This is a genomic window from Peribacillus sp. NPDC097284 (genome assembly GCF_044761765.1).
Taxonomy (GTDB): domain Bacteria; phylum Bacillota; class Bacilli; order Bacillales; family DSM-1321; genus Peribacillus.
The window spans coordinates 24,364-45,715 of record NZ_JBIWCZ010000009.1 but is presented as its reverse complement, the minus strand read 5'-3'; the positions used below and the strand labels follow the sequence as shown (position 1 = coordinate 45,715).

At 42.2% G+C, this 21,352-nt stretch carries 23 protein-coding genes; 19 read left to right on the top strand and 4 right to left on the bottom strand.

Features of this window, described 5'->3' with window-relative positions:
* Positions 1–117: 117 nt before the first annotated feature.
* From ACIQXU_RS15630 to ACIQXU_RS15615, 4 genes are all read left to right on the top strand, one after another.
* A complete protein-coding gene (locus ACIQXU_RS15630; protein ID WP_402867528.1) occupies positions 118–372 on the top strand; it encodes a GlsB/YeaQ/YmgE family stress response membrane protein in 255 nt (84 codons plus the stop codon).
* Between the two features lie 256 nt (positions 373–628).
* The gene (locus tag ACIQXU_RS15625; RefSeq protein ID WP_402990680.1) at positions 629–1,447 is read left to right on the top strand and encodes a MetQ/NlpA family ABC transporter substrate-binding protein; all 819 of its coding nucleotides are present in this window, start codon (positions 629–631) and stop codon (positions 1,445–1,447) included.
* Between the two features lie 76 nt (positions 1,448–1,523).
* A complete protein-coding gene (locus tag ACIQXU_RS15620) occupies positions 1,524–2,564 on the top strand; it encodes a methionine ABC transporter ATP-binding protein (protein ID WP_402990676.1) in 1,041 nt (346 codons plus the stop codon).
* Positions 2,564–3,226 (top strand): methionine ABC transporter permease, encoded by a 663-nt coding sequence (locus ACIQXU_RS15615; RefSeq protein WP_402990780.1) that lies wholly within the window; start codon positions 2,564–2,566, stop codon positions 3,224–3,226. Before ACIQXU_RS15620 ends, ACIQXU_RS15615 begins: the two co-directional genes overlap by 1 nt.
* A 45-nt stretch (positions 3,227–3,271) precedes the next feature.
* Here the strand turns inward: ACIQXU_RS15615 and ACIQXU_RS15610 are convergent, their stop codons facing one another.
* The gene (locus ACIQXU_RS15610) at positions 3,272–4,177 is read right to left on the bottom strand and encodes an RluA family pseudouridine synthase (protein ID WP_402990673.1); all 906 of its coding nucleotides are present in this window, start codon (positions 4,175–4,177) and stop codon (positions 3,272–3,274) included.
* Positions 4,178–4,404: 227 nt separating this feature from the next.
* Here ACIQXU_RS15610 and ACIQXU_RS15605 point away from each other — a divergent pair, with 227 nt between their 5' ends.
* Positions 4,405–4,827, top strand: a complete 423-nt coding sequence (locus ACIQXU_RS15605) for a DUF5365 family protein (protein ID WP_402990670.1) — start codon at positions 4,405–4,407, stop codon at positions 4,825–4,827.
* Between the two features lie 57 nt (positions 4,828–4,884).
* On the opposite strand, the gene ACIQXU_RS15600 is transcribed toward ACIQXU_RS15605, so the two are convergent.
* Together ACIQXU_RS15600 and ACIQXU_RS15595 are read right to left on the bottom strand one after the other, a co-directional pair.
* Entirely contained in the window at positions 4,885–5,355 is a 471-nt protein-coding gene (locus ACIQXU_RS15600; RefSeq protein WP_402990665.1) for a thioredoxin family protein, read from the bottom strand.
* Entirely contained in the window at positions 5,355–5,792 is a 438-nt protein-coding gene (locus ACIQXU_RS15595) for a disulfide oxidoreductase (protein ID WP_402990662.1), read from the bottom strand. The genes ACIQXU_RS15600 and ACIQXU_RS15595 overlap by 1 nt, the downstream gene beginning before the upstream one ends.
* A 199-nt stretch (positions 5,793–5,991) precedes the next feature.
* Here ACIQXU_RS15595 and ACIQXU_RS15590 point away from each other — a divergent pair, with 199 nt between their 5' ends.
* The 3 genes from ACIQXU_RS15590 (at position 5,992) to ACIQXU_RS15580 (ending at position 10,125) form a co-directional block, all read left to right on the top strand.
* A complete protein-coding gene (locus ACIQXU_RS15590; protein ID WP_402867535.1) occupies positions 5,992–7,539 on the top strand; it encodes a GNAT family N-acetyltransferase in 1,548 nt (515 codons plus the stop codon).
* Positions 7,540–7,684: 145 nt separating this feature from the next.
* Positions 7,685–9,415 carry a phospho-sugar mutase gene (locus tag ACIQXU_RS15585; RefSeq protein ID WP_402990659.1) on the top strand — a complete coding sequence of 577 codons (1,731 nt, stop codon included), beginning with the start codon at positions 7,685–7,687 and terminating at the stop codon, positions 9,413–9,415.
* 182 nt (positions 9,416–9,597) lie between these two features.
* Positions 9,598–10,125, top strand: coding sequence for an NADPH-dependent FMN reductase (locus tag ACIQXU_RS15580; protein WP_402990656.1), 528 nt, complete (start codon positions 9,598–9,600; stop codon positions 10,123–10,125).
* A gap of 118 nt (positions 10,126–10,243) precedes the next feature.
* On the opposite strand, the gene ACIQXU_RS15575 is transcribed toward ACIQXU_RS15580, so the two are convergent.
* Positions 10,244–10,492, bottom strand: coding sequence for a YhdB family protein (locus tag ACIQXU_RS15575; protein WP_402867538.1), 249 nt, complete (start codon positions 10,490–10,492; stop codon positions 10,244–10,246).
* A 132-nt stretch (positions 10,493–10,624) separates the two neighbouring features.
* Between ACIQXU_RS15575 and ACIQXU_RS15570 the strand changes: the two genes are divergently transcribed.
* The 11 genes from ACIQXU_RS15570 to ACIQXU_RS15520 all read left to right on the top strand — a co-directional run bounded on the left by ACIQXU_RS15570 (position 10,625) and on the right by ACIQXU_RS15520 (position 21,326).
* Positions 10,625–11,593, top strand: coding sequence for a M14 family zinc carboxypeptidase (locus ACIQXU_RS15570; protein ID WP_402990651.1), 969 nt, complete (start codon positions 10,625–10,627; stop codon positions 11,591–11,593).
* Between the two features lie 51 nt (positions 11,594–11,644).
* Entirely contained in the window at positions 11,645–11,965 is a 321-nt protein-coding gene (locus tag ACIQXU_RS15565; protein WP_402990649.1) for a DUF3889 domain-containing protein, read from the top strand.
* Between the two features lie 160 nt (positions 11,966–12,125).
* On the top strand, positions 12,126–12,917 hold the full coding sequence (locus ACIQXU_RS15560; RefSeq protein WP_402990646.1) for a phosphotransferase: 792 nt from the start codon (positions 12,126–12,128) through the stop codon (positions 12,915–12,917).
* Positions 12,918–13,080: 163 nt separating this feature from the next.
* Positions 13,081–13,962, top strand: a complete 882-nt coding sequence (locus tag ACIQXU_RS15555) for a radical SAM/SPASM domain-containing protein (protein ID WP_402867542.1) — start codon at positions 13,081–13,083, stop codon at positions 13,960–13,962.
* Between the two features lie 198 nt (positions 13,963–14,160).
* Entirely contained in the window at positions 14,161–15,003 is an 843-nt protein-coding gene (locus ACIQXU_RS15550; protein ID WP_402990643.1) for a MurR/RpiR family transcriptional regulator, read from the top strand.
* A gap of 13 nt (positions 15,004–15,016) precedes the next feature.
* Positions 15,017–16,171 (top strand): M20 peptidase aminoacylase family protein, encoded by a 1,155-nt coding sequence (locus ACIQXU_RS15545; protein ID WP_402990640.1) that lies wholly within the window; start codon positions 15,017–15,019, stop codon positions 16,169–16,171.
* On the top strand, positions 16,161–16,955 hold the full coding sequence (locus ACIQXU_RS15540) for a GNAT family N-acetyltransferase (protein WP_402990637.1): 795 nt from the start codon (positions 16,161–16,163) through the stop codon (positions 16,953–16,955). The genes ACIQXU_RS15545 and ACIQXU_RS15540 overlap by 11 nt, the downstream gene beginning before the upstream one ends.
* A gap of 15 nt (positions 16,956–16,970) precedes the next feature.
* Positions 16,971–18,080: an o-succinylbenzoate synthase gene (menC, locus tag ACIQXU_RS15535; RefSeq protein WP_402990634.1), complete on the top strand. Its 1,110-nt coding sequence runs from the start codon at positions 16,971–16,973 to the stop codon at positions 18,078–18,080.
* 126 nt (positions 18,081–18,206) lie between these two features.
* Positions 18,207–19,283: a YkvI family membrane protein gene (locus tag ACIQXU_RS15530; RefSeq protein ID WP_402990631.1), complete on the top strand. Its 1,077-nt coding sequence runs from the start codon at positions 18,207–18,209 to the stop codon at positions 19,281–19,283.
* A gap of 156 nt (positions 19,284–19,439) precedes the next feature.
* On the top strand, positions 19,440–20,855 hold the full coding sequence (locus tag ACIQXU_RS15525) for a SpoVR family protein (RefSeq protein ID WP_402990629.1): 1,416 nt from the start codon (positions 19,440–19,442) through the stop codon (positions 20,853–20,855).
* Positions 20,856–21,023: 168 nt separating this feature from the next.
* Positions 21,024–21,326 carry an ArsR/SmtB family transcription factor gene (locus ACIQXU_RS15520; protein ID WP_402867549.1) on the top strand — a complete coding sequence of 101 codons (303 nt, stop codon included), beginning with the start codon at positions 21,024–21,026 and terminating at the stop codon, positions 21,324–21,326.
* Positions 21,327–21,352 lie beyond the last annotated feature (26 nt).

Genomic DNA, 21,352 nt, shown 5'->3' with positions numbered 1-21,352 from the left:
GCATTATACCTTTTGAGTGTAAAGGTTATGGTGTTGATCGGACACGAATAATGAAAGTGATGAGAATTTCTTCAAGTCTGTTGAATAAAATTCATTTACTCAAGGAGGAAATATATTATGGGATTCTTATGGTCATTAATTATCGGTGGTATTATCGGTTGGTTAGCAGGTATGATTATCGGACGTGACGTACCATTCGGTATCGTTGGTAACATCATTGCAGGTTTTGTTGGTGCATGGTTAGGTTCATTAATTCTTGGAACTTGGGGACCTTCAGTAGCAGATTTCGCTATCATTCCAGCATTAATCGGTGCTATCGTATTTGTCTTCATCTTAAGCTTAATCTTAAGAGGAACAAGAAAAGCTTCATAAATAAAGAAAATGTAGCTGGCCTAAACGGTCAGCTTATTTTTTTTGGGGAATTTCAAGGCAATCGCTTTTAATAGCGGTTGCCTTCTTTCCGTTAATTAATATAGAAGAAAGCATTATTTGCTATTTAAATATATAAAAATTATTGTCATTTACTTAATAAAAAGGATAAACAATCAATATATAGGATGAATGTAAAATTATGATGTTTTTAAAATAATAATAATTGTATACTGAAAAATGGGGAGGGAGAATGAGAATGATGATATCAAAAAAAATGATGGGGATGCTTCTTGCAGTCACGGGCTTATTATTAGTGGCAGGCTGCGGTAGTGAAGAGAAAGTTCAAGAACAGACGATTAAAGTGGGCGTTTCCGCGGGACCTTTTGAAGAAGTGGCCAAAAAGGTGAAAGAGGTGGCCAAGGAAGAGGGAATCAAAATGGAGATTGTCCCATTCAATGATTTCGTCACGCCTAACCGCGCTCTTGAAAATGGGGACTTGGATGTTAATGTATTCCAAACCAAACCATATTTAGAACAATATAACGAGAATCACAAAGCCAATATCGCAACGGTGGGGAAGGTTTTCACCACGAATATGGCTTTTTATTCGAAAAAATACAAAACGATCGAGGAAATTCCTGAAGGGGCCACTCTAGGAATCATGAATGATCCTCTTAATCTGTGGCGTGGTCTTTTGTTATATGAAGAAGCGGGTTTAATTAAATTGAAGCCGGGTCTTGAAAACTACGCAACCATCCAGGACATCGCAGAAAATCCAAAAAAATTGAAATTCAAGGAGTTAGAAGGCGGCATGCTTGCTCCAGCGATGAATAGCCTGGACGTAGCGATTATCCCTAGTAATTTTGCAATCCAGAATGGATACGACCCGAAGGAAGATCCATTATATATAGAACAAGGGGACAAGTTCCCGATTTACTTGGCAACCGCAGAAGAAAATAAAGATAATGAAGACTATAAAAAATTAACTGAATTATATAGTTCCAAAGAAGTGAAAGCATTCATTAAAGAAAAGTACGATGGTGTGTTCAAAACGGTCGATCATCCTTTTGAATGAAAGGAGAGAAAGGCACAGTAAAGAAGGCTCTTTGCTGGTCCAAACCTGGAAATGATGGATAAGTAGGGGGGCAAGAATGATCCAGTTGACTGATATACACAAAACATATGTAGAGGGGAAAAAAAGCATTCATGCCTTAAAGGGTGTATCCCTTTCCGTGAACAGGGGAGAGATTTTCGGTGTGATTGGTTTTAGCGGAGCCGGAAAGAGCACGTTGCTTCGGACGGTCAATCTGCTGGAAAAGCCGACTAGCGGAAAAGTCATTGTGAATGGAGTCGATTTACTGCAATTGAGTGAACGGGAATTGCGGTCATCCCGAAAGAAAATCGGGATGATCTTTCAGCATTTTAATTTGCTGGATTCCTATAATGTGTTTGATAATGTCGCAGAAATCTTAAGAATGAATAAGATGTCCAAACGAGAAATCAAGCAAAAGGTGGACGGTTTGCTTTCGTTAGTGGGCTTGCAGGATAAAGCGGGGGAATATCCTGCCCAGCTGTCAGGAGGACAAAAGCAAAGGGTAGGGATCGCTCGCGCCTTGGCGATGGACCCCGAACTTCTTTTATGTGATGAGGCCACCTCCGCGTTGGATCCACAAACGACGGAATCCATTCTTGAGCTTTTGCTTGATATTAATGAAAAGATGGGATTGACGATCATGCTGATCACCCATGAGATGGATGTCATTAAAAAAATCTGTGATCGGGTGGCTGTCATGGAGCAGGGGGAAATCATCGAACAGGGGTCAGTTCATGATATTTTCAGTACACCTCAAGCCCCGACGACGAAAAACTTTATCCGAACCGTATTCGATGATACGGTTCCCAAAGACTTGTTGAATAAAATGCAGCATGGAAGTTCGTCTTATAAAGTGGTCAGGATCTCATTCAGGGGAGACGATGCACTTAATCCTGTGCTACATTCTCTTGCCGTACGGTTTTCCGTGGTCACCAATGTGCTAAGCGGTTCGATGATTTCAGTGAAAGGAATGCCACTTGGGATGATGGTGCTACATATTTCAGGTAAGGAAGAATCGATTTTACAGGCCATCGATTTTCTCAAACAGGCGGTTCATCATGTGGAAATAAAACAGGATCCCGAGGTGATGATGTCATGATGGAGAGATTGGTAGAGATGTCGCCGTTATTTACTCAGTCGCTGTACGAAACAGTAATGATGGTTGGGGTCGCTCTTTTCGTTGCCACCATCATTGGCATTCCGCTTGGGGTGTTATTGGTGATAACGAGAAAAGATCATCTTGCACCTAATAAAATGGTCTTTCTTATATTGAATATACTTGTTAACATCATCCGGTCCGTGCCGTTCATCATCTTAATCGTGGCCATCATCCCTTTCACTGAATGGGTGGCAGGCACGGCGATAGGCGTTAAGGGCGCGATTGTCCCGCTGATCGTATTTACTGCCCCGTATATCGCACGATTGATAGAAACGGCTTTGCTTGAAGTGGACCGCGGCATCATTGAAGCCTACTTGGCAATGGGAGCGACACGGACACAAATTATCTTTCGAATTATGTTACGTGAAGCTAGACCGGGGATCGTCCTTTGTTTGACGATTGCAACGATAGGGTTAATCGGAGCAACGGCAATGGCCGGGGCTGTGGGAGCGGGGGGACTCGGTGATCTGGCACTACGGTATGGGTACCAACAATGGGATCTTCCTGTCATGTTCCTGACGGTCCTCCTATTGATCTGCCTCGTTCAGCTAATCCAATCTTTTGGGAATTGGGCGGCCGCTACATTAAAAAAAGGATCATAATCAAAAAAAGCTGGCTCAAAGACGATGAGCCAGCTTTTTTATGGTTTATAACGTATCAAAGATACTGGGCTTATCCAGGAAAGGCGCTTCGATGGCGATTTTTTCTTCGGAGATAGGATGGATGAATTCCATTTTCCTGGCATGAAGGGCCTGACGTGGAAAGGACCTCTTTCCGCCATACAGAGTATCCCCGGCCAATGGATGATTCAAGTGGCTGAAGTGCACCCGGATTTGGTGGGTCCTGCCACTTTCTAATGTGCAGCTGACAAGTGTCCGATTTTCTTTAGGGTACCGTTCAAGGACTTGATAATGAGTGATGGCTGTCTGTCCGGATGGAGATACTCTTCGTCTCGTCGCATGATGCCGGTCCCGCCCAATCTTTTCTTCGATTTTTCCTGCGTTTTTTTGAAGGATCCCTTCCACTAAAGCATAATAGGTTCTCTTGATGTTCCGTTCTTCAAGCATTCTATCGAGCATGGAGCCGGTCAGTCGCTCTTTAGCAAAAAGGACGGCGCCGGTGGTATCTTTATCGAGTCTATGAATATGTTTTATCATGCAGGTTTGGCCGGTTACCTGAAGGTGGTGGGCCACCCCGTTGATCAGCGAATTCCTATCACCGGAATGAGAGGGGTGGGTATCCATTCCTGCCGGTTTGTTTGCGATCAATAACAAATCATCTTCATATAAGATGGTGATTCCCAAATCTGTAGCGGGTACTCGATCATCATCAACGTGAAGCAACGGAATCCGGATCGTATCCCCTTCAGAAATTTTACTTGTCCAAGGAGTGATGACATCATTCACTTTTACTTCCTTACTCATTCTCCATTCATGAACAAGTTTCTTTGGAGCCTTCCAGTGGTCTCTAAAAAGACCTTCTAATGTAAAACCATCCAATTGTTTATGTACAGTGATGAATAATTCATCGTTTTTTACTGTGAAATGTTTCAAATTTATTCCTACTTTCGTTGGATTAGATTGTATTTTTAAGAAAAAAATATATAATAATTACAATGAACTGTGAAAAAAGAATCATTAGACCTATTGAAAATGAGTCGGTGGGTTAAATTACCACATTATTTTTACAGTTTTTATGTTATTCTATAAAAAAAAGGATGATCCTCTAAGATTAAGCAAACAAAGATAGGACCAAAGTATTTGAAAAAGGTGGTTTTGTTGTGAAGGTTGTCTCTCCATCAACGGAAGAACAAGAGCAAGAAATTGCTGATCTTGTTGAACGTTTCTACGAATCTGTATTTCCGAGTTACTTCACAAAAGATGAAATCCTTCATTTTAAAGAAATAGGCGTTTTACAGCCTAATAAAGACCGTTTCACCTACAATGGTACACTTAGGGAAGCGTATCAGGTGATGACATGCCTTCAAGTCCTCCTAACCATTATGGACAAGGAGGAGAAGGTGGATTCAAAGGCAACTGAACGTAAATCAGATGAATTGTTCAAGCGTAACATTACACTTTTGAATGAATGCGGGATATTCTTCCCCTTTGATTCTAATCATTTTAACCGAATGAGCGAACATGTGGGAATGGAAGGTTTGCCCATGTACAATGTTCAAGTGGCGAATTCATACTTAGTATAAGGCAAATAAAAAGAACCGGCTATAACGGACTGTTCCCGTTATAGCCGGTTCTTTTTATTAATTGATGTCGTTTTCCTCGAACCATTCTTTAAAGTCTGACTTTTCATGGTAGCCAACTAACCGGGCTTTTTCTTTTCCATCAACATAATGGACAATGGTCGGCGTGCTCTTTATCCCATAATCGCTCCATCCTTGCTCGAATTCCAATAAATTGTATTGAACAAGGTCAATGCCCATCTCTTCGGCCAGGGGTGCGACGACTGGGGTGGTTTTTTGGCAATGCACGCATGTAGGGCTATAATAGTAAACCGTCACTGCTTCTTTTTCCTGCAGGTCATTCTCTAACTCGGCAGGGAGAATCAGATTTTGATAATTGGGATCATCCAATTGATCGACGGTGGCGGATTTAAGACTATCTTTTCCGTAAGGATTGCCCTTTGCCTTTTCTTCTTTTTTCATATTTGTCACAACGCCCAATACGATAAATAGGGCGACGATTAAGACTAAGAATATCGCAATCTTTTTCATTAAGCTGAAGCCTCCTTGGATCTTGTCCATACGATGTAGCTGCATAGGAATATAATGATGAATGCAACGAGAGCTAAGGCAGGGATCGTAATAAATCCAAACCAGTTAATATATTGACCTGTACATGGGACCCTTCCGCACGCAAGGGAATGGTCGGAAAAGAATGAAACCTTTTGAATCAAATAGTGATAGGTTGAAATGAGTGCACCGATACCGGACAATATCATGGTATAAAAGCTGATCCAATGGTCCTTACGAATGATGGCTATACCTAAAATGACTGTAAAAGGATACATGATGATCCGTTGATACCAGCAAAGGGTACAAGGTTCGTATTGCTTAATTTCAGAAAAATATAAGCTTCCAAACATGGCAATGATGGAAGCAGCCCATGCAATAAATAGCCAGTTTTCTTTACTGTCTTTTGTCTTGTTCATCGCTTCCCTACTCCACCTTCTTTTTCTTTAATAAAAGTATAGTCTGTATCGATGGCGTCTGTAAAATATATGTTCTTAAAATATGCTTCAGACGGGGTTTTTTCCAGGTACATAACAAGGGAATTAGGAGTTTCAAGTGTTATATTTTTAAAATTAGGGGTATAATCTTCGATGAAGAGAATAAAGGAGCCTGAGAAAAATGCCTAATTTAGACCTGCATAAATTTGAGAAAATCATGGAAATACGAAATATGAAGCTAGGGGACATAGACGAAATCATTGCTATGCAAGCGTCTTGTTTTCCAGGGATGGATCCATGGAAACGAGATCAGCTCGAGAGCCATTTGGAAATCTTTCCGGAGGGCCAATTCGTAGCTGAGTACGATGGCAGAGTGATTGGTTCTTGTTCAAGCCTCATTATCAATTTTGACGAATATGATGATCGCCATACTTGGGATGATGTAACGGATAATGGCTACATCACGAATCACAATCCAGACGGTTATAATCTATATGGAATTGAAGTCATGGTTCATCCAAAATTCCGCAGGATGAAAATAGGACAACGACTATATGATTCAAGAAAAGAACTAGCTGCACAAATGAACCTGAAAAGTATCATTATCGGCGGCAGAATTCCAAACTACCATAAGTATGCGGATGAATTGCTACCGAGAGAATATGTCAAGGAAGTGCAACTGCATAAAATATATGATCCAGTCTTATCGTTCCAGCTTTTAAATGGGTTCACCCTTATGAGGATCAATCCCAACTATTTGCCTGATGATCTGGCTTCCAATAAATACGCGACACTCATGGAATGGAATAATTGGGATTACCAGCCAAAATCGAAGCGTTATTACAAGACGTCCGAACCTGTTCGGATATGCGTCGTGCAATACATGCTCCGTCGTATCGAATCATTTGAAGATTTCGCGAACCAAGTGGAGTATTTCACGGATGTAGCGTCCGACGCCAATGCTGATTTCGCTGTATTCCCAGAGCTGTTCACAACCCAGTTGATGTCGTTCTTAAATGAACGGTCTCCAAGTCTGGCAGTCAGGAAGCTTTCGGAATTCACGGAACAGTACATTGAATTGTTCACGAAGCTTGCAGTAAGATATAACGTCAATATCATCGGTGGTTCTCATTTCGTTAAAGAGGAAGATGACAATATTTATAATATTGCCTACTTGTTCCGTCGCGACGGAACCATTGAGAAACAATATAAAATCCATATTACACCAAATGAAAGAAAATGGTGGGGGATTAATGCGGGAGACCGCGTACGGGTCTTTGATACGGATTGCGGAAAGATCGCCATTCAAATCTGTTATGACATCGAATTCCCGGAACTTGCTCGTATAGCGACAGATATGGGTGCCAAAATCATTTTCACACCTTTCTGTACGGAAGACCGACAAGGTTATCTGAGGGTTCGCTATTGTGCCCAGGCACGTGCTGTGGAGAATCAGGTCTACACAGTCATCTCCGGAACTGTCGGGAACTTGCCACAAACGGAAAACATGGATATCCAATATGCACAGTCTGGAATTTTTGCCCCTTCAGACTTCGAGTTTGCCCGTGATGGTATCGTAGGGGAAACGAGCCCTAACCTTGAGATGGTGCTTATCGGAGATGTCGATCTGGAAATCTTACGACGGGAGCGTCAATCCGGTACGGTAAGACAATTAAAAGATCGTCGTCATGACATTTACAAATTGCAATACCAAAAAGGAGATAAATAAGGATTTACATGTGCTCGTGAAGAAAAAGCAACAGTTGCTTTTTCATCACGAGCCTTTACTTCATTTATGGGGAAAAATATGTTAATTTTATAATAGGGTTAATACATAAAATTCAAAATATGGGCGTTGAGAGGAGATGTTGGAGATGGAATGGAAATCTTTCTACACCGCTTGGGCAGGTTACCAGAATTTAAATGGGGAATTACGTGTCCTGCTCGAGGAAATGCAACGGGATGAAGCAAAACTCGAAGATGCCTTTTATAAGAACTTGGAATTTGGGACAGGTGGCATGCGTGGGGAAATTGGAGCTGGAACGAACCGGATGAACCTGTATACGGTTCGAAAGGCAACGGTGGGACTGGCACAATATATTTCATCATTTGGGGAAGAGGCAAAAAGTAGAGGGACGGTCATCGCCTATGATTCGAGGCACAAGTCACCGGAATTCGCACTGGAAGCGGCTAAAACATTGGCGACTTTCGGTGTGAAAGCCTACTTATTCGATGAGCTGCGACCAACGCCTGAATTATCGTTTGCCGTCCGGGAGCTGAATGCCTTTGCGGGAATCGTGATTACAGCAAGCCATAACCCTCCTGAATATAACGGATACAAAGTTTACGGGCCGGATGGTGCACAGTTGCCTCCAAAAGCCGCTGACCAGGTCATTCAGTACGTGAATGCCATTGAAAGTGAACTTGATATACAAATTAAAGAAGTGGAAGCGTTAAAAGAGAAGGGGCTTATCGAAATCATTGGGGAAGAGTTGGATATCGCTTATAATCAACAGCTTTTGACGGTTCCTGAGAATCCGCAATTAGCCGAAGAAATAGATGTGTCACTTGTCTTCACCCCTCTTCATGGAACAGCCAATAAATCGGTTAGGCGCGCACTTAAGGACCTGGGGTATCACAATGTCCATGTCGTCAAGGAACAGGAATTGCCCGATCCGGACTTTTCGACGGTGAAATCTCCTAATCCTGAGGAGCCAGCCGCATTTGAAATGGCCATCGAACTTGGCAATCAGGTGGAAGCCGATCTATTGATTGCAACGGACCCTGATGCCGACCGGTTAGGGATTGCCGTGAAAAACGAAGCGAATCAATATGTCGTTTTAACTGGTAATCAAACGGGAGCCTTGTTCTTGGATTACTTATTGAGTCAGCAAAAGGAAAAAGGGACGATTCCTCAGAATGGAGTGGTCTTGAAAACAATTGTGACTTCGGAAATCGGGAGGACGATTGCAAAGTCCTACGGGTTGGAGACGGTGGATGTTCTGACCGGATTCAAGTTCATTGCCGAGAAAATAAATGAGTATCAGAAAACCGGGGCACATAGCTTCGTGTTCGGGTATGAAGAAAGTTATGGCTATCTAATCAAGGATTTCGCCCGTGATAAAGATGCCATCCAAGCAGCGGTTCTTGCTGTTGAAGTATGTGCTTATTACAAAAAGCAGGGCTTGACCCTTTACCAAGGCTTGATGAATGTCTTTGAAAAATACGGATTCTATTTGGAAGGGCTACGTTCATTAACTCTAAAAGGAATGGAAGGGGCAAAACAGATCCAAGGAATATTGGATCGATTCAGGCAAAACCCACCTATTCAAATCGGGGGTATCCCCGTAGTCATCGCCGAAGATTATCAGAACGGTAAAAAGTACGATTTGAGAACGACTGTTGAGGAAGTGATTGAACTTCCGACATCCAACGTTTTAAAATATTTCCTCGATGATGGAACGTGGGTATGCCTCCGTCCTTCAGGTACCGAACCGAAAATTAAATTCTATTTCGGGGTCCAAGGAAGTTCCCTGCAGGAATCGGAAGATAAGCTTTCCGCCGTCATTAACGATTTCATGAGTGAAATAGAAGCTTTGGTGTAATAAATAAAGGGAGAGCGAAGGCAAGTTCTTCGCTCTTTGTTCCGAAATAGGATAGAAATGGAATGTCTCAAATTCAAGGAAATTACGCATGGACTTTGGTATACTGATTGAGGATAATGGGATATTTTGATGAAATATATTTCAGACCTATCATTTCAAACTTACCAAGGAGGGGAATATCCATGAAATTAGTCATCATTAATGGTTCACCACGTAAACAAGGACGTACAGGGATTGCTTCACGCTTCATATCTAAACAATACGGAGCAGAATTAATCGATTTAAGCAATAGTGACATCCCTTTATATACCGGGGAAGGCGAGCAATACCAATTGAAAGTGATTCAAGATCTTCGCACAAGCATCGAAGAAGCGGATGGTGTCATTTTAACGACGCCGGAATATCACGGTTCTATGAGTGGTGCTTTGAAAAATGCGTTGGATTTCCTAAGCAGCGATCAATTCACACATAAACCAGTCGCGCTTCTTGCCGTTTCAGGCGGAGGTAAAGGTGGAATCAACGCGTTGAATTCCGTGAGAACGGTAGGCCGCAGCCTTTATGCGAACGTGATTCCAAAACAACTAGTACTTGATCCGCACTGCTTCGATTACGAAAATGACGGATTGAATGAAGAATCCGCATTGCTTGTCGACGCTTTGATGGATGAATTGAAAATGTATGCAAGTGCATATGCGACAATAAAGAAATAATGGAAAAAGGGGTCAGGTATGAAAATACCTGACCCCTTCCTTGTTTCCATTAGGGTTTCACCAGCCATAGTTTAATCCCTGATAAGCAACTTGCATAATATTTCCCATTTTGTACAAACTATTGTTGAACTTCCGTTACATATTCATATTCACTCGTCTGTTCAGCAGCATGATCGAGATAACGAAATAGGGCATACAGCTGAGATTGAACGATTTGGTAATCATGCTCAAACCGATATGCGTGTAAAAAATGCTCAATTTTCTTCGAAAGAATGTGATCTTTCGTTCGTACCATCAAAACTAAAAGGCTGTCCCAATCCGATCGGTGTGTGTGAAACAACGCCTGATCATAATCCGCTATCCTCATATCATTCTCCTCCTTACTAAGGAGCTATTTGTATTTTGTACAGAATGGGCAGAAGCTCTCCTTACAATAAGTGGTGATATAGAAAAACCGCGTTTGTTGTTTTTTACCTGAATAATAATCAAAGGTGAGTTCATGAAAAAAATCATTTTGCTTTGGTGGATCTGTTTTCTGCTTTATCCTTCATACGCATTCTCTGAACAGCTATATTCACCTGAAACAATGGAAAAAGATCTTCTGGAAATGGAAAAAAAGTATCAACTAAAAACGGTAACAATCGGTGAAACTGAAAAAGGAAAACCGATAAAGGCCGTTAAACTTGGTAGGGGGCAGAAGTCGATTTTAATGGTCGGTGCCCATCATGGACGGGAATGGCTTAGTACGATGATTCTGATGAAGATGCTACAAGATTATGCCTCCGCCTATCAAACGGGTAAGCCAATCGGTGAAATCCCCTCGGATTTATTGGATGAGGTCAGCATCTGGTTCATCCCGATGTTAAATCCTGACGGGGTCAGGATCCAGCAGGGTGATTTCTCTCACTTAAATGTATGGGAGCGAGTGGCGGTCTGGAAAATGAACGACTATAGCACAGAGTGGTCCCGGTGGAAAGCCAATGCGAATGGTATCGATTTAAACAGGCAATATCCAAGTGGTTGGGATGACATAATCAATGAAGCGAAACAACCCACGTATCAGTTTTATAAAGGAAAACGTCCACTGATGGCATCGGAGGCAAAAGCACTTGTGTCCTTCACGAAGAAGCTCGGCCCCCTTATTGCTGTTTCCTACCATACGTCTGGACGGGAAATATTTTGGCACTATCACAATAAACCTAAGAACATGGCAAGGGATTATGGCATAGCGAAGAAAACGGCAGAGCTAACCGGTTATGAACTGACCATCCCGGAAAAGGAAGCAATAGGCAGTGGATTTACGGATTGGTTCATTACCGAATTCGAACGGCCGGCGCTGACCATTGAACTTAGTTATTTAGTGGAGGAAACGAATCCACCCTTGTCCGTATTTCCCGAAGAATGGGACCGGAACCGTCAAGTGGGGATGATGCTTGTTCAAGAAGCGAATCGATTGAATAACTATTGAGATGTTATACATAATAAGACTAATAAGTGAGAAATGGTGGGAGGTAAAGGGATGAAAAAACTTCTGATGCTGGTCATGGGGCTCATGATACTAACGCAAATGGCTCCAAGTGCACCACTTGCTGCAACCCCGGATTATGAGAAATACGGGAAGATTGCCATCACTGTCGTTCAGGCAGATTATCCTGGAGACGATGTGACCGACTATCAATATAAAGGCCGTAAAAATTTGGGCAATAAACAAGTGGAAGACGACTTTGTATTCGTAGTGGTGGAAAATGGCAAGGAATTCAACGTCATCGTTACCGTCCAGCATGATCTGGAGAATAAAAAGCTTTTGAGCTTGAAGGTCATGGAACAGAAAAGAAAATGAATGCAAAGGAATCAGCACCTTCTTTTTATCGAAGGTGCTTTTTTCTATGTCCGTAGTTGCATATGCATCCATATCTAGATTGTTTTGGTTCTGACCTATGATACACTAGAATTAACATGGTTTTCCTGTGAATAGTTGCATGATCAGTGGAGGTGTATCTATGCCCGATCTTTCCAATGAGGAAGAGTTAACAGGTGGGAACGTCTCGAAAGTATATCGTTCAGGTGATACCGTCAGACGGGAAATGAAGCCAAATAGCCAAAGGATTCATGCGTTATTAAAGCACCTGGAGGGAAAAGGTTACGAATATGCCCCTAAATTCCTTGGTATCGATGATAAGGGCAGAGAAATTCTATCTTTCATTGAAGGAGAAGCGGGGAATTATCCTCTACAAACATACATGTGGTCAGAAGATGTCTTACGGGAAATCGCGAAGATGCTCCGTCTTTATCATGATGCTGTAAGCGACTTTGCATTGGATGATCATTGGCAAGCAATCGATAATACCCCACAGCAAGCAGAGGTGTTATGCCATAATGACTTTGCCATGTACAACATCATTTTTCAAAATGAACGACCGATTGGCATTATTGATTTTGACGTGGCTGGACCTGGTCCACGACTTTGGGACATCGCGTATACGCTTTACACTTGTGTTCCATTAAGCAGATTGTATCTTACTGAGACGGGTGAGACGGTCCATTATCATTCAGTTCACGATGCATCCCGCATAAAAAACAGGGTTAGATCATTTTTTGATGCTTACGGTGAAGGAATTGCGGAGAATTATATCGAGATGATCCTGTTACGATTAGAAGGATTATGTAAGACAATCACAAGAAGAGCGAGTGAAGGTGATCTTGCCTTTCAAAAGATGGTGGAGCAAGGTCATCTTGAACATTACCGAAACGAAATGACATTCATTTCTGAGCATAGGAAGGAATGGACGTAAATCCTGGTCCTCTAAAGGGACTTAATGGAAGAAAGAAGGGAACTTCTAAATGTGGAAGTTCCCTTCATTTTGTTCGGAAATCCATTTTTCCATTGCATTTATAAGGAAGGAACAAGTATAGTTAATAACAGATTAAATACAGCAAGATTTTAGGGGAATTATAATGAGAAAGTTTAAAAAAGTATATGTCGAAATAACGAACATATGTAATCTGAAGTGTAATTTTTGTCCGAGTTCTAGCTTGCAAAGGACATTGAAATTTATGAATCCAGAAGGTTTTACGCACGTGATTGAAAAGATAAAACCACATACGGACCATATATATTTCCATCTAATGGGTGAACCATTTTTGAATAAAGATTTGGGCACGTTCCTGGATATTAGCGCCGAGAATGATTTGAAAGTGAATATTACGACAAACGGCACACTGATCCAAAAGGTGAAGGATAAGCTTCTGTCTAAAAAAGCGCTTCGTCAGGTGAATATTTCCCTTCATAGTTTTGAAGCGAACGATACGAGCAATAGCCTGGAAAGTTACGTAAGTAATATAACGGATTTCATTAATGAGGCAAATGCAACGAGTGAAGTGATCTGTGCCATACGACTATGGAATATGGATTCAGATGAACTTAAAGCGAGTAATGGGTTGAATGATGATATTCTTTCGATGTTGGAAGAGAAGCTTTCACTAGACATTCGTTTAAGTGAAGCCCTTCAGGAAAAGAATAATATCAAACTGAAGGATCGGGTTTATATCAATATGGCGGAAAAATTCGAGTGGCCGGAACTTGACCGCGATATCATTGATGAAAATATTTTCTGCTATGCATTGAGAGATCAACTAGGAATCTTGGTGGATGGTACGGTGGTTCCTTGTTGCTTGGATAGTGAAGGAAAGATACCACTTGGGAATATATTCGATTCATCCCTAGAAGAAATCCTGGATGGCGAACGGGCGAAGAATATGTATGATGGCTTCTCGAGAAGATGCGCCGTTGAAGAACTCTGTAAACGATGTGGCTACGCAAAGCGCCACAAAAAATAAAAGATAGATGTAACCCACGGAGATACTCTTCGTGGGTTTTTTCGAATTCATTTTGATTATTTTATTAAAATATTCAGAATATTATTGATTTATGGAAAGGTGGGTGTTAGAATGTTCTCTATTATCAGTGAAGTTAGAACTTCAAATCTATTTAAAAAAAGTATACGATTCATTTTTGTTACTGAAGGGAAGGATTTTATGGATGTTCAGCAAAAAGCAAAAGAGATATTCCCGGCATTAACGACTGGGCAAAAAAAAGTGGCCAAATACTTGTTGACTCATGCCCATACATTTGCCGTCAGTCCAGCTCAAGTGTTAGGGAAAGAAATTGGCGTGAGTGAGACCACGATCATTCGCTTTTGTTATTCGCTAGGGCTAAGTGGTTTTGCTGAACTTCAAAAACTGATTCGCAATCAGCTGATTTTCGAGAGCAGTAGCTTGAATGAATACCATACTTCTAAACTCGAAGTCGCAAACGAGCCAAACTTCATGGCACAAGTGATGGAACAAGATATCGAGAGCATCAAAAAGACCATACATAATCTATCAAATGAGGATTTTACAAAAGCGGTGGACAAAATTACGTCAGCCGATAGTATTTTAATTTCCGGACATCGTTTATCCTTTTCGGCCGCACATTGGCTGACGTTCACACTAAGGCTTGTGAAGGAGGATGTTCATTTATACCGGCCGGATACAGACGATATCTTTTTACAATTGGATAAAATGACGGAACGTTCCGTTTTCATAGCGATATCCTTTCACCGTTATGTGAAAGAAACGGTGAAAATTACGGAGATGGCTAAACAGGCTGGGGCCTTTGTGATCGGGATTACCGACTCCGAACTTGCCCCTCTTGCAGATTTCGCGGATGTCTTATTACCGGTATCAACGCCGAAGACTTCGACCATCGATACAGCACCTGTTTTATTTTCCTTATTGAATAGTTTAGTAGCGGGTGTCTCAATAAAAGACGAACAAGGATTCAAAGATAGAAAGTCTAAATACGACACATTTAAACAGGATGATTTTTTCTTCTGAAGGGGAGTTGGAAATGGATATAACACAATCGCTTGTAAAGTTAAGACCACGGATCATCGAGATATTTGACCATCTGCACGCTCATCCAGAAACGAGTTGGAATGAAGTGAAGACAACAGACTTCATTGCGGACATTTTAACGGAAAACCAATGTACCGTGACAAGATTTTCCGACTGTACCGGCGTGATTGGTGAGATGGGGGAAGGCCGGTTCACGGTGGGCCTACGATCGGATATCGATGCATTATGGCAAGAAGTGAATGACACATTCCAGGCCAACCATTCATGTGGCCACGATGGGCATATGACTCTGGCTCTTGGCGTTTTCCTTGTATTGAAGGAAATGAACTTTCAACCAAAAGGGAAACTCAAATTCCTTTTTCAGCCTGCAGAAGAAAAAGGAACGGGTGCCTTGAAGATGATTGAGGAAAAAGTCGTCGATGATATAGATTTTCTGTATGGCGTGCATGTAAGGCCTGCGGAGGAAGTGAGCGATGGCCAGGCGGCACCAGCCATCGTTCATGGTTCAGCACAGTTCATAAAGGGCGAAATCCTAGGAACGGATGCACATGGTGCAAGGCCCCATCAAGGTCAAAATGCAATCGAGATCGGGGCCTCTTTCATCACATTGTTGAACAGCATCCATCTTAATCCTTCCATCCCTTATTCCGTGAAAATGACGCAGTTTTCTGCAGGCGGGGAAAGTTCGAATATCATTCCAGGGAAGGCTACTTTTTCGCTGGACTTGCGCGCCCAGGATAATGATGTCATGAAGGAATTGACCATGAAGGTGAAGAAAATCGCACAAGCTCTGGCCATTGCCAATGGCGTTGAAATTACCCTTGAACCAAGTGCATATGTAGCCGCTGCACATGTTGACGAACAAGCCCAAGCCATCATGGCAGAAGCCATAACAGATACACTCGGTAAAGAAAATTTGGTGCCTCCCGTCATTACGACTGGTGGAGAGGATTTTCATTTTTATACGTTGAAGAAACCGACCATTAAAGCGACGATGCTTGGATTGGGTTGTGGCTTAACGCCAGGCCTGCATCATCCACTTATGACCTTTAATAAAGAAGCGCTGCTTTCGGGGATCGAAATTGTAACGAAAGCCATCCTTCTTACTTTCGATAAATATGGAGAAGGGGATCGCCATGACTCATGAATTACACATCAAATCATTATCGACATTAGAAGAGTTACAAGAGGTGCAACAATTAGAGACGCTTGTATGGGGGATGGATTCCATACCAACCCACCAGACGCTGACGGCAGTTAAAAACGGGGGGCTTGTCATAGGCGGTTACCTCGATGAGCAGTTAGTGGGCTTTCAATACAGCTTCCCTGGTTTTAAGGATGGAAAGGTCTTTCTTTGCTCACACTTGTTGGCGATCCACCCGGAACATCAAAAGAAGGGGTACGGAAGATTGCTTAAATTGGCACAAAAAGAAGAAGCACTGAAAAAGGGCTACGACTTGATTTGCTGGACATACGATCCATTGGAAAGCGTGAATGCGAATTTAAATATCGGAAAACTTAAAGCAGTTTGCCGTACCTATATGGAAGATTGCTACGGAAAGCTTGAAGGCTCACTTAATGAAGGGCTGTCGACGGACCGCTTCATGGTGGAATGGACGATCAATCAAGATTTGCAGTCGGATGGGAATCTCCCTAGTGAAGCGTCACAATTAGTGACGATAGAAAAGGATGAACAAGGTTTTCCAGTCATCACGGAATATAGGCTGGATACACAAGCAGACGTCATTGCCATTCCGATACCAACGGAGATACAAAAAATGAAGAAGGAAAATCTTTCGTTGGCGATTGATTGGCGTTCGAAAACAAGAGAGATATTCAAAAACCTCTTTGCCCAGGGATATGCTGTAGTGGGAATTGAACGGATCAAAGAGGACAACATACAACATTACATCTTACAAAAACAGAAATAAGTGGGGGAATTAAACATGAAAATAAAAGAAGTGCGTTTACGTCATCTGAATATGGATTTGATTGCTCCATTCACAACTAGCTTTGGTACATTCGTGGATAAAGAGTTTATTTTAGTAGAGGTGAAAAATGAAGCGGGATTATCAGGATGGGCTGAATCTGTAGCTTTTGCCGCGCCATGGTATAACGAAGAAACCATCAAAACGAACTGGACGATGCTGGAGGATTTCCTGATTCCGCTCGTGCTTGATAAAGAAATAGAGCACCCAGGTGAAGTAGCGGAACTGTTCGCTCATATTAGGAAAAATAATATGGCGAAATCGGCAATCGAAGGAGCTATTTGGGATCTGTACGCGAAAGAAAAGAACATTCCACTGAGCACGGCACTAGGTGGAGAGCTGGATAAAATCGATGTCGGCATCAGTATCGGTATCCAAAAAACCGTTCCAGATTTATTGAAAAAAATCGAGAATGGACTGAAAGATGGTTATAAACGAATCAAGATAAAGATTCAGCCGGGCTGGGACGTCGATGTTATCAGGGAAGTACGTAATCGTTATCCGGATGTACCGATCATGGCGGATGCAAACTCGGCTTACCGTTTGAAGGATATCGAATTATTGAAACAGCTGGATCAATTCGATTTAATGATGATCGAGCAGCCTTTGTCATCGGATGATATTGTCGATCATGCGACATTGCAAGCGAGCATCACAACACCGATTTGCTTGGATGAAAGCATACATTCCGTCGAAGATGCCAGAAAGGCGCTGGATTTGGGAAGCTGTAAAATCATCAATATCAAGATTGGTAGAGTGGGTGGCTTAACGGAAGCTAAGAAAATTCATGATTTATGTAAAGAGCGAAACGTGCCAGTATGGTGCGGTGGCATGTTGGAATCTGGGGTCGGTCGTGCACATAATATCGCATTGACCACACTTGATAATTTTACATTGCCTGGCGATACGGCCGCTTCTGCGAATTATTGGCATAAAGACATCATTAAGCCGGAAGTGACGGTGGAAGATGGGGTCATCACCGTGCCAAAGACGGCAGGTATTGGATACGAAGTAGATACGACCATTGTCGATGAATTTACCTCCTATAGTAAACGATACAAAAATTGAGCAGGTTGAGTCCGCCAAGCTTTGGTATTTTCTTACTGAAGATTGGCGGAGCTTTAAACGTGAGGTAGCCAAAAGCTACCCATGCACTAAATTGTCAGAATTATCTTTAAATTGGGGTGGATTTCCATGAAGAACAGTATCAATCTAGCAGGCGCATATATTGGAATCATCATAGGGGCAGGTTTTGCTTCAGGACAAGAAGTATTGCAATTTTTCACGAGCTTTGGAATCTATAGTGTATTGGGAATTGTCGTAGCGACTGTATTATTCGCTTTCCTTGGAATGCAAGTTACGGAGTTAGGGAGCTCGCTTCAAACACGCTCTCATAAAAGCATAATCGATCACCTTTGTGGCCGTCATCTAGGCAGGGTTGTCGATGTGATCATTACCTTTTTCTTATTTGGCGTAACGGTGATCATGATTGCAGGTTCCGGATCTATTTTCGAAGAACAATTTGGCATCCCAAGTATCGTGGGTGCCGCGATCATGACGATCCTCACCATTGGAACGCTTTTGCTTAAAGTCGATAAAATCATGTCGATCATTAGTGCCGTAACGCCATTCTTATTCATCATCATGATTGTCATTGCGGGTTATTCATTCTTTACATCAAATCTTAGCTTCAGTGAAATCATTGCCTCATCCAGTAAAGAAACGGCCGCAACGGGAAATTGGCTAATGGGTTCATTGCTATATGTTTCTTATAATATGACGGCTGGAATCGCGATGCTGGCCGTAATGGGAGGCACAATGAAAAGCAAGAAAGAAGCAGGAATGGGAGGCATTTTAGGCGGGATAGGTTTAGGGGTTTTATTACTTCTAATCAATATGGGGATGATGTCCGACCTTAAATCGATTGAGGGAGTAAGCATGCCCACTCTTTATTTAGCAAATGAAATCTCGCCTTGGTTGGGAAATATTCTGTCCGTAGTGCTGTTAGGCATGATTTATAATACGTCAGTTGGTATGCTGTACGCATTTACTGCTAGACTTGTACCTTCCGAAACAAAGAATTTTAAAATCTCGGTCATCGTCGTAGGGATGTTAGCTTTCCTTGCCAGCTTTGTTGGCTTCATTAAATTGGTTGGTACGGTATATCCTCTTACAGGATATTTAGGTTTTGTCATCATTGCAGCTCTTATCATTTCGTGGGTTCGCTCAAAAACGAAAAAACGGGCATTACATGCAGAAGTAGCCAAGTAATAGTAAGAAAGAGTGCCTGTTCTACTGATTCCTGACATCTTCCCTTTTGGAGGATGTCTTTTTTCTATGTACGATTGCCCTTTAAGAAGGAACAAAGCATTTTTCCGCCCTTTTTTCATACATTAGACTAAAGACAAAAGACTAGGGGGATATAAGATGAATGGATCGGAGCAGAAGGCTCTGGAATATGCCATCAGTGAAATCACAGAAATAGCCACTGGATTCGGATTGGATTTTTACCCGATGCGTTATGAAATTTGTCCATCGGAAATCATTTATACATTTGGTGCGTATGGAATGCCGACCCGTTTTTCACATTGGAGCTTCGGGAAACAATTTCATAAAATGAAGCTGCAATATGATTTCGGATTAAGCAAAATCTATGAATTGGTCATTAACTCTGACCCATGTTATGCGTTCTTGCTGGATTCGAATTCACTTGTGCAAAACAAATTGATCGTGGCGCATGTTTTGGCGCATTGTGATTTCTTCAAGAATAATGTCCGTTTCCGGAACACCAAGAGGGATATGGTAGAAAGCATGTCGGCCACGGCTGAAAGAATCCGGGAATACGAAGTGTTGCATGGCAAGCGGGAAGTGGAAACATTCCTTGATGCCCTTCTTGCCATCGAGGAACATATCGACCCATCACTGATGAGGCCGAAGCTTGCCTGGACGATGGAGGATGAGGAAGAGGAGGAGGAAATCAAGCCGGCAGCGACGGAGTATGATGATTTATGGAATCTCGAAGACAGAGATGTGAAGAAGCATCCGACCGCTAAAAGGCGTAAGAAGTTCCCGCCACGTCCTGAAAAAGATATCATGCTATTCATTGAACAATACAGCAGGGATTTAACCGATTGGCAAAGAGATATCATGACCATGATCCGAGAGGAAATGCTCTATTTCTGGCCGCAGCTCGAAACGAAAATCATGAACGAAGGCTGGGCATCGTACTGGCATCAAAGGATCATGCGTGAACTGGATTTGACCTCTGGCGAATCGATTGAATTTGCAAAACTGAATGCCGGAGTCGTGCAGCCATCACGAACGAGCATCAATCCTTATTATCTAGGGCTGAAGGTGTTTGAAGATATCGAAGAACGCTATGATAACCCGACAGAGGAAATGCTCAAGCTCGGCATCAAGCCAGGAACGGGCCGGGAAAAAATGTTCGAAGTCAGGGAAATAGAATCGGATATTTCCTTCCTCCGTAACTATTTGACCAAAGATCTTGTCATGCGTGAGGATATGTATTTATTCCAAAAGCAAGGCAAAGACTACAAAATCGTTGATAAGGCATGGGAACAGGTGCGCGATCAGCTCGTCAGCATGCGGGTGAACGGCGGATTCCCGTATATCACGGTCAATGACGGCGACTATATGCGAAATGGCGAGCTGTATTTGAAACACTGGTACGAAGATATTGAACTCGACCTGAAATATCTCGAAAAAGTCATGCCCTATATCCACCAGCTCTGGGGACGTCCTGTGCACATGGAATCGGTCATGGAGGGGAAAGAAGTCATGTTTTCCTACGACGGAAAAGGGATTCACCGCAAGTATTTATAAGGAATGGAGGCTGCCGGGAGATCGGCAGTTTTTTTTCATGAAGGCAATTCGAGAAGTACTCTGATAAAATCTCTCCAAGCCAAAACCCTTGCAACGGTCAAACCTATCGTGATAACATAAGCATTATATTATATAAGCATTTAATTATGTATAGTGGGAGGACACTAGATGAACCAAATCGAGGAGATGTCTCGTCTGTTAAAAGCCGTGAGTGACCCGAACCGGTTAAAGTTGCTGGCATGTCTGAAACAAGGTGAAGTTTGTGTATGTGATTTTGTGAATATCCTGCAGATTTCCCAGCCAGCAGTCAGTCAACAAGTGAAAAAATTAAAAGACGCAGGAATCATTTTAGAAAGAAAAAAGGGAACATGGAAACATTTCCGATTAAATGATGTTCAACAGCCTTATATTCAAGCCATCATCGATTCTTTAGAACCTGTCCAGGCTCCATGTTGTTCAACGGAATGCTAATTCTTCATCATGTTAGGGGAGAAAAG